Raw genomic sequence first — 14,061 nt, forward strand, 5'->3', positions numbered from 1 at the left:
GTGCTCAGCCGCGTTCCGTCGCGGGTACGCCCAGCGATCGGTCTCGGCGTCGTCCAGCCAGACGGGCTCCCCGTCCACCACGCCGATCCGCTGACCGCGCGTGCGGTCCGGAAGGACTCGCTGTCGAGGCCGCGCCCGGCATCGGCGCGTCGACGGCGGCCCGCTGGCGGGCCAGGGCATGCTCGTGGGCCAGGCGAGCAGCGGCGGGGGTGGTCGCGGTGAGCCGCTCGTCCTCGGTGGGCGGGTCCTGCGGTACGGCGGTCAGCGGTGGCCGTCGAGCCAGGCGGCCAGCCATTGGCGTACCAGACGTGGCCCGAGTCGCCGTGCCGCTCCACGGGCCGGACCGGCAGCGGCGGGACGAGGGGCAGGGTGGGTGGGCCGGAAGCCGGGGTCGCCGGGTCGGGTGCCTACTTCCGCATCACGGCGGGCTCGCGGCGGCGCAGCAGGTGGTGGACGACGTAGCCGAACGCCACCGAGAGGGCGCCGAGCATGCCGATGTCGAGCAGCCACACCCCGGCCGTGTGGTCGAACAGCGGGTCGCCGCTCAGCTCGCCGGGCGACAGCCGGCCCAGGTCGACGGTGGCGGCCATCGCGGCGAACGCCCACCGCGCGGGCACCAGCCAGGCCAGCTGTTCGAGCCCGGGCACGCCGTCCAGTTGCAACAGGGCGCCGCAGAAGACGACCTGGACGAGGGCGAGCAGCACCAGCAGCGGCATCGTCACCTCTTCCTTGCGCACCAGCGCGGAGATCAGCAGGCCGAGCATCATCGAGGTGAGCGCGAGCAGGGCGACGGCCACCGCGATCTCGATCAGCGGCGGCATCAGCACCCCCTGCCCGCCGGGCGCGTTGAGGTCGACGCCGAACAGGGCAACCAGGGTCAGCACGACGGCCTGCAGCATGGTGACCGTGCCCAGCACGACGACCTTGGACGCGAGGTACGCCGATCTGGACAGGCCCACGGCCCGTTCCCGCTGGTAGATCACACGTTCCTTGACGAGTTCGCGCACCGCGTTGGCGGCGCCGGTGAGCACGCCGCCCACGCAGAGGATGAGCAGCGTGTTCAAGGCCGATCTGCGGTCCAGCTCGCCGCCCGCGAGGGCACGGGCCATGCCGCCCATGACGAAGGGCAGCGCGATCATGACGACCAGGAAGGTGCGGTCGGCGCCGAGCACGGCCGTGTAGCGGCGGACCAGCGTGCCGAGCTGGGCGGCCCAGCCGCGCGGCCGGGGCGGCGGGCCCACGGCGACCGGGCCCTCGTCGGGCTGCTCGGGCTGGGCGGTGGCGTCGGCGATGTACTGCCGGTGGAAGGGCGAGTCACGGTACTCCCCCGCCCAGTCCCGGTGCTGGTCGCGTTCGAAGGCCTCGAAGGCCTCCGGCCACTGGGTGAAGCCGAAGAAGGCGAGGGCGTCGCCGGGCGGGCCGTAGTAGGCGACCCTGCCGCCCGGGGCGAGGACGAGGAGCCGGTCGCAGACGTCGAGACTGAGGACGCTGTGCGTGACGACGATGACGGTCCGGCCGTCGTCGGCCAGGCCGCGCAGCATGTGCATCACCGAGCGGTCCATGCCGGGGTCGAGGCCGGAGGTGGGCTCGTCGAGGAACAGCAGCGACGGCTTGGTCAGCAGCTCCAGGGCCACGCTGACCCGCTTGCGCTGGCCACCCGAAAGGCTGTGCACGGGCTGGTCGGCGCGCTGTTCCAGACCGAGTTCGCGGATCACCTCCTCGACCCGGGCGCGCCGCTCCGCCTGGGCGGTGTCGTGCGGAAAGCGCAGTTCGGCGGCGTAGGACAGGGCGGCGCGGACGGTGAGCTGGGTGTGCAGGATGTCGTCCTGCGGGACCAGGCCGATGCGGTGCCGCAGCTCGGCGTAGTCGTGGTAGAGGTCGCGGCCGTCGTACAGGACGGTGCCGTGGTCCGCGGGGCGCAGTCCGGTCAGGGCGTTGAGCAGCGTGGACTTTCCGGCGCCGCTCGGCCCGACGACCGCGAGCAGGCACTTCTCCCCCACCGGGAACGACACGCCGTCCAGCAGCGTCCTGCGGTCGCGGTCGACGGCCACGGTGAGGTCCTGCACGTCGAGGGAGACCTCGCCGGTGTCGACGTACTCCTGCAGCTGGTCGCCGACCAGGCAGAACGCCGAGTGGCCGATGCCTACGATGTCACCGGGGCCGATCAGGGCGCTCGTGACGAGCTGCCCGTTGAGGTAGGTGCCGGTGTCGCTGCCGAGGTCGACGATCTCGTACGTCCCGTCGACGTGCGTGCGCAGCTCGGCGTGGCGGCGGGAGACGATCAGGTCGTCGACGACCAGGTCGTTGTCCGGGGCGCGGCCGATGCGGACCGTACGGGTGGGCAGCGGCCGTACCGAGGCGGGGTGCCGGAAGGTGTGGGTGAGGGCGGGCCGGGAGACCGCCGAGGGGCGCTCCGGGGTGGGGGCGGCAAGGCTCACCAGGACGGCGCGAGGGCCGTCGGTGGGATTGCCGAAGCGGATGACGCAGCCGGGGCCGACGTCCCGCTCCTGGACCCGTTGGCCGTCGGCGTAGGTGCCGTTGGCGCTGTGCTCGTCCTCCAGCATCCAGTGGCCGTCCACGGGACGCAGCACCGCGTGGTGCCAGGAGACCCGGGGGTCGTCAATGACGATGTCGCTGAGCGGGTCGCGTCCCACGTGGTAGTCGCGGACGGGCCTCATCACGGTGGAGCCCGTCTCGGTCTCCACGACGAGTTCGGGCGCCGTCGATGCGACCGGCCGCTCCGTCATGGCCAGAATTCTACCGATTCGCTCCACATGTGCGCTGACCGATGACGTCCCGGCGGCTCCCGATGGCGCGTGTCAGGCGACGGGAACGACGAGCGCGGGGATGGTGCGCTGCATCCGCAGGGCGTCGACGGACTCGGCGAGCAGCTCGTACTCGGTGGTGTCGTCGCTGGTGGCGATCCTGACCAGCCGGCCGGCCGCCAACTGGTCGGCGATCAGCTCCTGCTGGTCCATGTCCGCACACCAGGCGCGCAGCACCGACGACACATCGGTCACCCCGTCACCGACCGGGATCAGCGCGTTCGGCGGGAACGGCGCGTCACCGGGCTGCGGGTCGAGGCGCTCCGCGATCCAGGTGGCGCGGTCGCGCAGCCACCACAGCGCGAGGGCCAGAGTGGGTGCCCGGTAGGTGCCGAGCGGTACGCCGATGCGCCGGCCGCCGCAGATGCCGTACGCCGTGACATGGCACAGGAATTCGTCGTGCACGTACGCCTCCCCCGTCGCGTTGCCCGCTTGCGGTGATGCCTCGCTTTTGGTGCGGCTCCTGTGCGGCAAAACAGTCCTTGACGTTCGAGTATCTTCACTCTTGAACCACTGTCACCATGTCTTTCCAGCCAGTCTCCTGGCATATTCACCGCGCGTATTGGCCGGAATGCCATGGGTGAGGAGTGCAGGCCGGAGGGTACGGATCTTCGCCCTCGACCGGAGCGAGAGCCTCCGCGATGAGTTTCTTCCCGCTTACGGGGTCCGATGAGCCAAGCATTTCCCTGGTGCCTTTCGAAAGTTCTGGTCTCGTTTCTCCGGGATCGCGCAGCGGATACCGCGCTTGCGCAGGCAGGTGCGGTTCGCGCGGGAGCCGTACGCCTTGTCGGAACGGACCCTGTCCGGCCGTATCCGGTGCCCCGGGAACGTCCGAGCCCGTGATCGTCGGGCTCGGTGAACACACCGCCTGGCAGCTCGGCTCCGTCAGGTCGTGACGCCCGGATCAGGCCAACAGCACAACAGCCGCAGGGTCCCCTGGGCTTGCAAGGCCATGACGACCCGGTCCCGCGTTCCACCGGCTGGTTCAACCGGAGAGAGCGGATGCACCCCTGGCGTGGCCCGCCGGGGGACGCCCGGTCGCCGGAGTGCTGCGCATCGGCTATCCGGTGTGCGGGGGGCTGTGGCGTGGATTCGTGGCGGGGGTGACGTGCTCGCCGGGTGGGTGGATCGGCGCGGAGGTGACAACGGTGGTGGCACCCGTGCGGGCGGCAAAGCGTTTCAGGTGGGGGTTGGTGCGGGCGGGCAGCAGGACGGTGACGCTCTGGTAGGGCCCGGCTGCGGTGAGGGCGCCGGTGTGGGCGGCGAGGACGGCGTCGGCCTGGCGGGCTTGGCGGCGGGCGTGGGCGAGGCGGAGCAGGGCGTTGATGCTGAAGCCGGTGGAGCGCAAGGCGACCGCGGCGATCAGCGCGGCGCCGGTGCGGGCGCTCTGCCCGGCACGGGCAGCCACCCCCCGGCCGACACGGGCGCCGGTGAGGGCCCTCAGCCCGGCGCAGGCGGGACGCCTCCCGGTCGGCGCGGGCCCCGGCGCAGGCGGCTCCGCCCCGCGCGGGCAACCACCCCCGGGCGACACGGGCGCCAGCGCGGACCCTCAGCCCAGCACGGGCAGCCACCCCCCGGTCGGCGCGGACCCCGGCACAGGCGACTCCGCCCCGCGCGGGCAACCACCCCCGGCCGACACGGGCGCCAGCGCGGACCCTCAGCCCAGCACGGGCAGCCACCCCCCGGTCGGCGCGGGCCCCGGCACAGGCGACTCCGCCCCGCGCGGGCAACCACCCCCGGCCGACACGGGCGCCAGCGCGGACCCTCAGCCCAGCACGGGCAGCCACCCCCCGGTCGGCGCGGGCCCCGGCGCAGGCGACTCCGCCCGGCACGGGCAACCACCCCCGGCCGACACGGACCCCGGCACAGGCCCTCAGCCCGGCGCAGGCGGGACGGCTCCCGGTCGGCGCGGGCGCGCCTGTGTCGATCGGCGGGCCAAGGTGGTCGCCGCGGCGGTCGGTGTGCCGGTCGAGGAGTTGACGGGGAAGCTGGTGACTGCCGCTGCCGATGCGGACGATCGTCTGTCCGGTCGGCCCCAATAGGGCTCACTGCCCTGGTGCGGCGAGGCAGCACGCGTGAGTGGAGGTCGCGGTGTCGGAGCATCCGGTGATCGGATATCTCGTCTGGGCGGTTCTCTTCGGCGCCCTGTTCGCCTGGGAGGGCATCGCCCTCATCCGGGCCGGTGATGCCTTCCCCACCCTGAGTGACACCCTGCGCGCCGTCATGCGGTACCCCATGGGCCGGTGGGCGCTGTTCGCTCTGTGGCTGTGGTTCGGGTGGCACGCCTTCGTCCGCGGCTGGCACTTCTTGCTGCGGGATTCCCCTTGATGGCCGGTCGATGGATCGCAGGGTTCGAACCGTGCTCCCCACCCACCTGAACGTCGGGGTCATGCTGTCGGGCTATCTCCTGGTCATGGGATACCTGGCCATCGGCCTGCGCACCCTGCGCCGACACCCGACGAAATCCGCACACATCACCGGAACCCGCGGCCGACGCACGAGACGTGGCTGGCCCGGCCTTGTCCGCCAGGTGATCTCCACCGCGATCGGCGGATACGCGCTGCTCATGGCCGTCGTGGTCGGCTACTACCACGGCGTGGCAGGCCTGGGCGGCGGGTTCCTGGCCAGCGCGTCCACCGGCAGCGCGACACTCGTGGGCATCGCGCTGCCCGTCTACTTCGTTGCGTCATGGCTGGCCGAACGGCGGCACAGTCGCCGATCGGCTGACGGAGCTCGTCGACGTCCCCGATGACGCCGCCCCGGACGGCCCACCCAGGAACGACCCGGACCTCGATGGAACAGTCATCCGGACCGGCGCCTCTGATGGCGGAACCTCGCCGGATTCCCACGGGCCGCTCTCCGCACCGCACCCCGATCGCCCTTAATGTCGGCTATATGTCAGGAGCCACGGGTACCTCGCCCCGAGACCTGAGGCTCACGGGGTCAGGGTGGGCCATCGCCGCGCGCGTGTGGTGCCGTTCGCGTACGGCGCCGCCTGTCGTGCTGGTTCCCGGTTTCGTGGTGTCCGGTGCGTACGCCGTACCGACGGCCGTGCGGCTGGCGGACACCTTCCGGGTGTACGTGCCCGACCTCCCCGGTTTCGGCCGCAGCCGACTGCCGAGGCGGGCGCTTCCCGTCACCGAACTGGCCGACTGCCTGCGGGCGTGGCTGCGGGCGGCCGGTGCGGAGGGCGGCGGCCTGCTCGCCAACTCCTTCGGCTGTCAGGTCGCCGCCGATCTGGCGGCACGGTATCCCGGAGCTGTCCGCGCCCTGGTGCTGACGTCGCCGACGGTGGACCCCGCGATGCGGTCGGCGGCGGGTCTGCTGCGTCCGTGGCTGAGTGAGGCGAGGACCCAGTCCTGGCCGCTGCGCCGCATCCTGGCCCGGGACTTCCTGCGGGCCGGGCCGCGGCGCTCCATGCGGTTGTTCCGGCACGCGCTCGCCGACTCCATCGAGGACCGTTTGCCCCGCGTCACGGTGCCCACGCTGGTCGTGCGGGGGACGGCCGATCCCTTCGTCTCCCCGCAGTGGGCGGCGCGGGTGGCCGACCTCGCCGGGGGTCGGCTGGTGGAGCTGGACGGCGGGCTCCACGCGATGGTCCACGAGTCTCCGGATGCTGTCGCGGAGGCAGTGCTGCCGTTCCTGACGGGACACCTCGGCAACGAAGGCACCGGCTGCACCGGCGACACCGGACGGAGGAGCTGACCGATGCCCGCATCCGCCTTCCTCGCGAGCTTCGACTCCACGGCGGCGATGGTGCGCGCCACCGCCCGGTATCTGTCGGGCCGCGACTTCCCCGCCCTCGGCCTCAACCGCCTCCTGCAGCCCCCCGCCGTGCTGGTGAACGCACTGCCGCGCAGGGCCCGCGAGCTGGTGTACATCATGAGCGGCTGGGCGGAGACCGTACCGCCGCGCCGTCTCGGCCGGTTCGACGCCGGGGAACTGTCCGCGTGGGCGGCCGCGCAGTATCCCGCGAGGCGCTTCCCGGCGGTCGCCATCGGCTCCTCCAACGGCGCCGCGGTTCACTTGTACACGGCGCTGGGCATCCCCTGGCTCCCGCAGACGTTCCTGGTGCCGGTCCGCCGGCGCGTCGACCCGGACGACCCCGCCGAAGCCCTGCGCGCCGGCCTGGGACCGGCCCGCACCGTGCTCGACCGCAACCCGGACATCCAGCTGCACCACATGCACGACGCGGTCCAGGACCGGCTGATGATCCGGACGATGACGTACTTCCGCGTCAAACGGCTGCGGCTCGGCGCGGCGTACGAGCGGTTCCTGAGGGAACGACTGCCCCCCGGCGGTACCGTCTTCGTGATCGACTGTCAGCAGACCTGGCCCACGCGCAAGATCGCCGATCGCCACCTGTTCCAGCACGGCGCGGTCGGCGGGGCCACGGAGGAGGAGTACCGCCACGGCGGCCCGCGCGTCGCCGACTACCTCCGGCGATACGGCTCCCCGCGTGAACGGTGGGAGGCACCGGAGCCCGACGGTCGCAGCCCCGAGGCGGAGTGGGGTTTCGAACCGGCTCTGCTCGACGACATCCGGCGGGTCGCCCGGGAGTGCGGCCACCGGATCGTACGGATCAGCTTTCCCGAGCCGCAGGCCCTGAGTCCGCTGGTGGCCGACCTGTACCGGTGGTGGTACGAGCACCGCGGCATTGCCGCGAACCGGCTGCTCGTCGAGTCCTTCATCGTCATGGAGCCGTGGTGGGCGCTGCGCACCGGGTCGGTTCCCTTCTGGATGGAGTTCAACACCGAGTCTGCGTTCGAGGCGGTGAGCGCGTACCTGGACCGGGCGGATCCCTTCGACGACATCCGGCTCACCCTGTTCAACCACGGCGTCGAGTCGGTCGGCCTCGTCCCGGCCGAGCAGTGGGAGACCCTTTTCGCCCGCACCCGTACGGGAGGCGGCTGGCTCGGTGCGCGGCCCGACAGGTTCCCGCTCGACTTCGCCCACTACGCCCGCTACCAGCGGGCCCTGCGCAGCATCCCCACCCGCTGTCCACTGCCCGCGCCCCTCACGCTGTCCCGGCTGGACTCCTTCCTCGCCGACCACGGGGACCGCTACCGGGTGCGCTGGGAGCACCTGTCGGGGACCGACTGAGCATGCGGGGGCCGACCTTACCCGGACGGCACCGTCCGCGAAGACCCGTACGTGACACAGTCGTACGGCCCGCGGCGCTCCTCGTGCTCGCCGGCGCCGTCACGGTGCTCGCCGCGGTGGGTGTGCTGCCGCGGTGGCCCGGCCTGGTGCACCTCGTGGCGCTGCCGCCCTTGGACCTGATCGCCGACCTGCGGCTGCTCATGCGCTTCACCTCCGGGTACCCGCAGTTCCTCGCCGGTCTCGCCGCCTGCCTCGCCGTGCGCGTCACCGTGCTGGCCTTCCTGCTGGGCGGCCCTCGCGGACAGACACTGCGGTACGCCGCCCGCTACTACGTCCTCGTACTGCCGGGGGCGCTCCTGGCCTCGGCGCTGCTGCTGGGTGCCGGAGCCGTGCTGTTCTACGCGCTGTTCTGGATCGGTACCGCCCTCGCCCTGCTGGTCTTCGCCCTGGGGGCCGCCGTGCCATGGGCGGCGCCACCCCGGCTGGCGCACGGCCTCGCGGTCACGCTACGGCGCGGACTGCGGCTCGGCACCGTCGGCGCCTACCTGACCGCGCTGGCCGTCATCGGCGCGGTGGCCGACGCCACGCGGCCCGTGGGTCCCGTGCTGCTCGTCCCCCTCTCCGTCCTGCTCACGCTGGCGGCAGCCCAGGCGTTGCGCGAGGACCCCGGTTTCCGGTGGACGCGGCGTGCCGTGGCCCTCGTACCGGCCGCGGGGCTGGCCGCGCTGGCGCTCGTCGTCGCGACCGGCCCCGCCGGACCACCACGGGCGGCGCCACCGCAGGAGCCGCGCCGCGGCTCCTTGATGCTCATGTCGGGCGTCGACTCGGCCTCCGGCACCGGCGCCATGCTCGAAATCGACCCGCACACCCTCGGCTACCGCTGCGCGCACACCTTCTACTACTCGTACGCCGGCCCCGGCCCCGGACAGCCACGCCGCCAGGCTCTCTGCCCCATCACCACCGGAGCGCCCTACCGGCCGGAGGACACCCTGCGCCCCACCGCCGAGCTGATCTCCTTCCTGGATGCCCAGCTCGGCGGCCTGCCGCCGCCGGTCCTGCTCTCCACCCACTCCCAGGGGGTGTGGGTGGTCTGGGAAGCCGCCACGCAGGGGCGCCTGCCCCGGGTGGAGACGCTCGTGCTGGCCGGGCCCTTCCCGGAGAACCCGGTGCCCTACCCCCCGCAGGGCGAACCGGGCCGGTCCCGCTTGGCCGCGGACGTCGCGCGTCTCCTGACCGGCCTGCCCCGCCCCGGCGGCACCTCGGTGTTCCGCCCCGACTCGCCCCTCGGCCGGGAGTGGCTGGCGGACCCCACAGCGATCGAACGCACCCTGTCCCACCCACTGCCGCCCGGCCTGCGCGCCCTGGCCGTCCCGAGCGTCTTCGACCTGCCCCTGATGCCGCACGGCCCCCGCATCCCGTCGGCCACCAACGCCTGCCCGGTCCCGGTCATCCACCCGAACCTGCCTTACTCCGCCGAGTTCCGGCGCCTCGTCAACACCGTCGCCGACGGACACGAGCCACCCGCCGCCTGCCCACTCTGGCGCACTCTGGTCGGCCCGCTCTTCCGCCCCTTCGCCGTTCCGGCCGACGGCTGACCCCGGCCCGTCCCCCTTACGGGCCGCTCCGCGCCCTGCCGTAACGCGGGGCCGCGCGAGAGGCAGGGCGTTGCCCGGACGTGGCCCGGTCGTTCCCGCGGCAGCCCTCACGCCGCCGAGACGCTGTGCCAGGGTCAGTCCCACGAGCGCATGCGTCGAGCAGCTGACCAAGCACCGGGCCGCGTGTTCCTGGTGCACGGTCGCTGCCCCCTGCCATGCCGCACGACCTGGCCGTATCCGGATGCCCCGGCCGGACCGTGCACCAACCGCAAGAAGCGCGGTTCCGACGGTGGTCCGGCCACCGAAGGTCGACAAGCCCGACTACGCCGACTGCAAGGAGCGCCATGCGCCACCGTGCGTGTGGGTCAGGGCAGGGCGATGGCGTCGATGCGGGACAGTTCCTCCGCGTCGAAGTCGAGGTTGCCGATCGCGGACACGCTGTCCTCCAGCTGCCGCGGGCTGCTCGCGCCGACCAGGGCGGAGGTCACGCGGCCGCCGCGCAGGACCCAGGCGAGGGCCATCTGGGCCAGTGACTGGCCACGGGACTTGGCGATGTCGTCGAGGGCGCGCAGCCGCCCGACCAACTCCTCGGTGAGCGCCTCGGAGTTCAGGAACGGGCTGTCGCTCGCGGCCCGCGAGTCCTCCGGGATGCCATCGAGATAGCGGCCGGTGAGCAGGCCCTGCTCCAGCGGCGAGTAGGCGATGGAGCCGACCTCCAGCTCGTCCAACGCGTCCAGCAGGCCCTCCTCGGGGCGCCGGTCGAGCATGGAGTAGCGCGGCTGGTGGATCAGGAGCGGGGTGCCCAGCTCGCCCAGGATGCGGGCGGCCTCGCGGGTCTGCTCCGGGGAGTAGTTCGAGACACCGACGTACAGCGCCTTGCCCTGCTGGACCGCCGAGTGCAACGCGCCCATCGTCTCCTCCAGCGGAGTCTGGGGGTCCGGGCGGTGCGAGTAGAAGATGTCGACGTAGTCCAGGCCCATCCGCTTCAGGCTCTGGTCCAGTGAGGACAGCAGGTACTTGCGCGAGCCCCACTCGCCGTACGGGCCGGGCCACATCAGATAACCGGCCTTGGTGGAGATCACCAGCTCGTCACGGTACGGCGCGAAGTCGGCCTTGAGCGCCTCGCCGAACGCGGACTCGGCGGCGCCGGGCGGCGGGCCGTAGTTGTTGGCCAGGTCGAAGTGCGTGACGCCGAGGTCGAAGGCGCGGCGCAGGATGGCCCGCTGGGTCTCGACCGGCCGATCGGGGCCGAAGTTGTGCCACAGGCCGAGCGACAGCGCGGGGAGCTTGAGGCCGCTGCGTCCGGTGCGCCGGTAGGGCATGTCCGCGTAGCGGTCGGGGTGTGCCGTGTACAACGCGACTCCAGAGGGGTTGGCACGGAGGGAACAGTGTGCCCTCACTCTTTCGTGACCTGCGGGCAGTGGTCCAACAGAAGAATCCGATGGAATTCAGCGATTACGCTTCTCAGTCATGGAACTGCGCCATCTCCAGCACTTCGTCGCGGTCGCCGAGGACCAGCACTTCACCCGGGCGGCCGAACGGCTGATGGTGTCCCAGTCGGGCCTGTCGGCCTCGATCCGGGCGCTGGAGCGGGAGTTGCAGACGCCGCTGTTCGTCCGGACCACCCGCCGGGTGACGCTCACCCCGGCCGGACGGGCGCTGCTGGGCGAGGCCGAGCGGATTCTGGCGCAGGTGCGGGCGGCGCATGAGGCGGTGGCCGCGGTGCAGGGCGTGCTGCGCGGCATGCTCGCGCTCGGCACGGAGCAGTGCATCGCGGGGGTGAACGTGGCGCGGCTGCTCGCGGCGTTCCGGCACCGGCACCCGGATGTGGAGATCTGTCTGCGGCAGGCGGGCTCCGGCGCGCTGGCGGAGGAGGTCGCCGCCGGACGGCTGGACCTGGCTTTCGCGGTGCGCACGCAGGAGGACACCGACCAGCTGCGCTCCGTACCGCTGACCAGCGAGCCGATGACGGTGCTGTGCCATCCGACGCACCGCCTCGCCGCCGCCGGCGCGGCCGTGACGCCTCAGGAGCTGGGCGGCGAGGTGTTCGTCGACTTCCACCCCGACTGGGGGCCGCGCCGCGCCACCGACGCCGCGTTCGCCAGGGCGGGCGTACGGCGCACGGTGGCCCTTGAGGTGAACGACGTGCACAGTCTGCTCGACCTGCTGGACGAGAACCTGGGCATCGCCGTCGTACCGCACCACTTCCGCCACAAGCGCCCCTCCCTCACCGCCCTGCCCCTCAAGGGCACCGGCGAGGCGGAGTACGAGACGGTCGCCCTGCTGCCGCCCCGGGAGGCGACGAGCCCGGCGGCGCGGGCCCTGATGGCGCTCCTCGACTCCTGAAGCCCGGCGCCGCGCCGTCGTGTGGGTCCCGGCGAGGCGCCGTCGTGTGTGCGTCCTGGCGATGCGCCGTCATGTGGGATTCCGGGCGATGCGCCATCGTGGGACGTATGCATGCCAAGGACATCCTCACCGACGGCTACAGCCGCATCCAGGAAGAAGTCCACGCCGCCGTCGAAGGCCTCACGGCCGACGACCTCAACGCCCGCCCCGGCCCCGCCGCCAACTCCATCGCCTGGCTGATATGGCACCTGACGCGCGTCCAGGACGACCACGTCGCCGACGCCTCCGGGCTCGACCAGGTCTGGCTGACGCAGGACTGGGAGAAGCGCTTCGGGCTCGGGCTGCCACGCCACGACACCGGGTACGGACACAGCTCGGCGAAGGTCGCCAAGGTGCGGGTCGACTCCCCCGACCTGCTCACCGGCTACTACGACGCCGTGCACGAGCAGACGCTCGACTTCGTACGCGGGCTGACCGCCAAGGATCTCGAGGAGATCGTCGACGACCGCTGGGATCCGCCGGTCAGCCTGGGCGTGCGGCTGGTGAGCGTGCTGTCCGACGACCTTCAGCACGTCGGACAGGCCGCCTACGTACGCGGTCTGCTTCAGGCCTCGTAGCCCGGCAGGATCACGTCCCGGATGAGCGCGTTCCGCTCGTCGAACGGGATGAACGCGCTCTTGACGGCGTTCACGGTCACCGTGCGCAGATCCTCGACCGTCCAGCCGGCCTCCTCGACCAGCAGGGACATCTCGCGGGTCATCGTGGTGCCGGAGACCAGGCGGTTGTCGGTGTTGAGCGTGACGCGGAAGCCGAGGTCCTTGAGCGCCGTGATGGGGTGCTCGGCGATGGAGGTGGCGGCGCCGGTCTGGAGGTTGGAGGTCGGGCACATCTCCAGCGCGATCCGGCGGTCGCGCACCCACCCGGCGAGACGCCCGAGCTTGCCGTCCACGATGTCGTCCATGATCCGCACGCCGTGCCCGATGCGCTGGGCGCCGCACGCCTGGAGCGCCTGGTGGATGCTGGGCAGGCCGTGCGCCTCACCGGCGTGGATGGTGAACGGCACGTTCTCGTGGCGCAGGTGCTCGAAGGCGGCCAGGTGGTCGGCGGGCGGGAAGCCGTCCTCGGCGCCGGCGATGTCGAAGCCGACGACACCGGCATCCCGGAACGCGACGGCGAGGTCGGCGATCTCCCGGCTGCGGTCGAACATCCGCATCCCGCACAGCAGCGTCCCGACCCGGACCGGCGTGCCGGCGGCGGCAGCCTTGGCCATGCCCGCCGCGAGCCCCTCCTGCACGGTCTCGACGACCTCGGGCAGCGTCAGCCCGCCCTTGACCATCAGCTCCGGCGCATAGCGCACCTCGCCGTACACGACACCGTCCGCCGCGAGATCGAGGACGTACTCCTCGGCCGTGCGCAGCAGGCCCTCGCGGGTCTGCATCACGGCGAGGGTGTGCTCGAAGGTGGCGATGTAGCGGACCAGGTCGCCGGAGTTCGCGGCGTCGTAGTACCAGGCGGCGAGCGCGTCGGGGTCGGTGGTGGGCAGGGTGTGGCCGACCGTCTCCGCGAGCTCGACGACGGTGGCGGGGCGCAGGCCGCCGTCGAGGTGGTCGTGCAGGACGGCCTTGGGGAGGCGGCGAAGGGAGGCGATGTCTACGCGCGTAGCGGTCATGGTGCGTCTTTCCTCGGGCGGGGCGTTGATATGGAGCGGGGGTGCGGGTCAGGCGGGCTGGAGCAGGTCCCAGCGGTTGCCGTGCAGGTCCTGGAAGACGGCGACCGTGCCGTACGGCTCGTGTCGCGGCTCCTCCAGGAAGGTCACGCCCGCGGCGAGCATCCGGGCGTGGTCGCGAGCGAAGTCGTCGGTGTGCAGGAAGAAGCCGACACGACCGCCGGTCTGGTCACCCACCCGGGCACGCTGGCCCTCACCCTTGGCACGGGCGAGCAGCAGCGAGGTCCCGGCGCCCTCCGTCCCGGGCTCCACCACGACCCAGCGGGAGCCGTCCTCGCGGGGCGTGTCCTCGGCGAGCCGGAAGCCGAGGGCCCCGGTGTAGAAGCGGATCGCCTCGTCGTAGTCGTCGACGACGAGGGTGACCAGGGCGATGCGTCTCATCGGGACCTTCCGGGAGGGCTGATTGACGGGAGAGGTTATACGTAAAACCTGACGGGCGCCAGTCGTCATCGGGACCGGAGTCCTG

At 72.4% G+C, this 14,061-nt stretch carries 13 protein-coding genes; 7 read left to right on the top strand and 6 right to left on the bottom strand.

Features of this window, described 5'->3' with window-relative positions; genetic code table 11:
* Positions 1 to 407: 407 nt before the first annotated feature.
* The 3 genes from KWI83_RS30655 to KWI83_RS30665 form a co-directional block, all read right to left on the bottom strand.
* Complete coding sequence (locus KWI83_RS30655; protein ID WP_218517636.1) at positions 408 to 2,747, bottom strand: FHA domain-containing protein; 2,340 nt, start codon at positions 2,745 to 2,747, stop codon at positions 408 to 410.
* Positions 2,748 to 2,819: 72 nt separating this feature from the next.
* A complete protein-coding gene (locus KWI83_RS30660; RefSeq protein WP_218517637.1) occupies positions 2,820 to 3,230 on the bottom strand; it encodes a hypothetical protein in 411 nt (136 codons plus the stop codon).
* Between the two features lie 655 nt (positions 3,231 to 3,885).
* The gene (locus KWI83_RS30665; RefSeq protein ID WP_218517638.1) at positions 3,886 to 4,233 is read right to left on the bottom strand and encodes a hypothetical protein; all 348 of its coding nucleotides are present in this window, start codon (positions 4,231 to 4,233) and stop codon (positions 3,886 to 3,888) included.
* 683 nt (positions 4,234 to 4,916) lie between these two features.
* On the opposite strand from KWI83_RS30665, the gene KWI83_RS40115 reads away from it, so the two are divergent.
* The 5 genes from KWI83_RS40115 (at position 4,917) to KWI83_RS30690 (ending at position 9,523) form a co-directional block, all read left to right on the top strand.
* The gene (locus KWI83_RS40115) at positions 4,917 to 5,153 is read left to right on the top strand and encodes a DUF6186 family protein (RefSeq protein WP_218517639.1); all 237 of its coding nucleotides are present in this window, start codon (positions 4,917 to 4,919) and stop codon (positions 5,151 to 5,153) included.
* A 31-nt stretch (positions 5,154 to 5,184) separates the two neighbouring features.
* Positions 5,185 to 5,577: a DUF6256 family protein gene (locus KWI83_RS30675; protein ID WP_218517640.1), complete on the top strand. Its 393-nt coding sequence runs from the start codon at positions 5,185 to 5,187 to the stop codon at positions 5,575 to 5,577.
* 248 nt (positions 5,578 to 5,825) lie between these two features.
* On the top strand, positions 5,826 to 6,530 hold the full coding sequence (locus tag KWI83_RS30680) for an alpha/beta fold hydrolase (RefSeq protein WP_218517641.1): 705 nt from the start codon (positions 5,826 to 5,828) through the stop codon (positions 6,528 to 6,530).
* A 3-nt stretch (positions 6,531 to 6,533) separates the two neighbouring features.
* The gene (locus KWI83_RS30685) at positions 6,534 to 7,928 is read left to right on the top strand and encodes a hypothetical protein (protein WP_218517642.1); all 1,395 of its coding nucleotides are present in this window, start codon (positions 6,534 to 6,536) and stop codon (positions 7,926 to 7,928) included.
* Positions 7,929 to 8,011: 83 nt separating this feature from the next.
* Positions 8,012 to 9,523 carry a hypothetical protein gene (locus KWI83_RS30690; protein ID WP_218517643.1) on the top strand — a complete coding sequence of 504 codons (1,512 nt, stop codon included), beginning with the start codon at positions 8,012 to 8,014 and terminating at the stop codon, positions 9,521 to 9,523.
* Between the two features lie 365 nt (positions 9,524 to 9,888).
* Here the strand turns inward: KWI83_RS30690 and mgrA are convergent, their stop codons facing one another.
* Positions 9,889 to 10,878, bottom strand: a complete 990-nt coding sequence (mgrA, locus tag KWI83_RS30695; protein WP_218517644.1) for an L-glyceraldehyde 3-phosphate reductase — start codon at positions 10,876 to 10,878, stop codon at positions 9,889 to 9,891.
* Between the two features lie 115 nt (positions 10,879 to 10,993).
* Between mgrA and KWI83_RS30700 the strand changes: the two genes are divergently transcribed.
* Positions 10,994 to 11,869 (top strand): LysR substrate-binding domain-containing protein, encoded by an 876-nt coding sequence (locus tag KWI83_RS30700; RefSeq protein WP_218517645.1) that lies wholly within the window; start codon positions 10,994 to 10,996, stop codon positions 11,867 to 11,869.
* A 107-nt stretch (positions 11,870 to 11,976) separates the two neighbouring features.
* Complete coding sequence (locus KWI83_RS30705) at positions 11,977 to 12,486, top strand: DinB family protein (RefSeq protein ID WP_218517646.1); 510 nt, start codon at positions 11,977 to 11,979, stop codon at positions 12,484 to 12,486.
* Here KWI83_RS30705 and KWI83_RS30710 read toward each other — a convergent pair.
* Both KWI83_RS30710 and KWI83_RS30715 read right to left on the bottom strand, forming a co-directional pair.
* Complete coding sequence (locus tag KWI83_RS30710) at positions 12,474 to 13,538, bottom strand: adenosine deaminase (protein ID WP_218517647.1); 1,065 nt, start codon at positions 13,536 to 13,538, stop codon at positions 12,474 to 12,476. The genes KWI83_RS30705 and KWI83_RS30710 overlap by 13 nt on opposite strands.
* Before the next feature lie 48 nt (positions 13,539 to 13,586).
* The gene (locus KWI83_RS30715) at positions 13,587 to 13,976 is read right to left on the bottom strand and encodes a VOC family protein (protein ID WP_218517648.1); all 390 of its coding nucleotides are present in this window, start codon (positions 13,974 to 13,976) and stop codon (positions 13,587 to 13,589) included.
* Positions 13,977 to 14,061: the final 85 nt, after the last annotated feature.

It is taken from the genome of Streptomyces sp. TRM70350 (assembly GCF_019219825.1).
Lineage (GTDB): Bacteria > Actinomycetota > Actinomycetes > Streptomycetales > Streptomycetaceae > Streptomyces.

Excerpts from the sequence above, each read along its gene's own strand:
- KWI83_RS30715 (WP_218517648.1), bottom strand. The coding sequence starts at position 13,976 with ATGAGACGCATCGCCCTGGTCACCCTCGTCGTCGACGACTACGACGAG.
- KWI83_RS30655 (WP_218517636.1), bottom strand. The coding sequence starts at position 2,747 with ATGACGGAGCGGCCGGTCGCATCGACGGCGCCCGAACTCGTCGTGGAG.
- KWI83_RS30705 (WP_218517646.1), top strand. The coding sequence starts at position 11,977 with ATGCATGCCAAGGACATCCTCACCGACGGCTACAGCCGCATCCAGGAA.
- KWI83_RS30710 (WP_218517647.1), bottom strand. The coding sequence starts at position 13,538 with ATGACCGCTACGCGCGTAGACATCGCCTCCCTTCGCCGCCTCCCCAAG.
- KWI83_RS30700 (WP_218517645.1), top strand. The coding sequence starts at position 10,994 with ATGGAACTGCGCCATCTCCAGCACTTCGTCGCGGTCGCCGAGGACCAG.
- KWI83_RS30685 (WP_218517642.1), top strand. The coding sequence starts at position 6,534 with ATGCCCGCATCCGCCTTCCTCGCGAGCTTCGACTCCACGGCGGCGATG.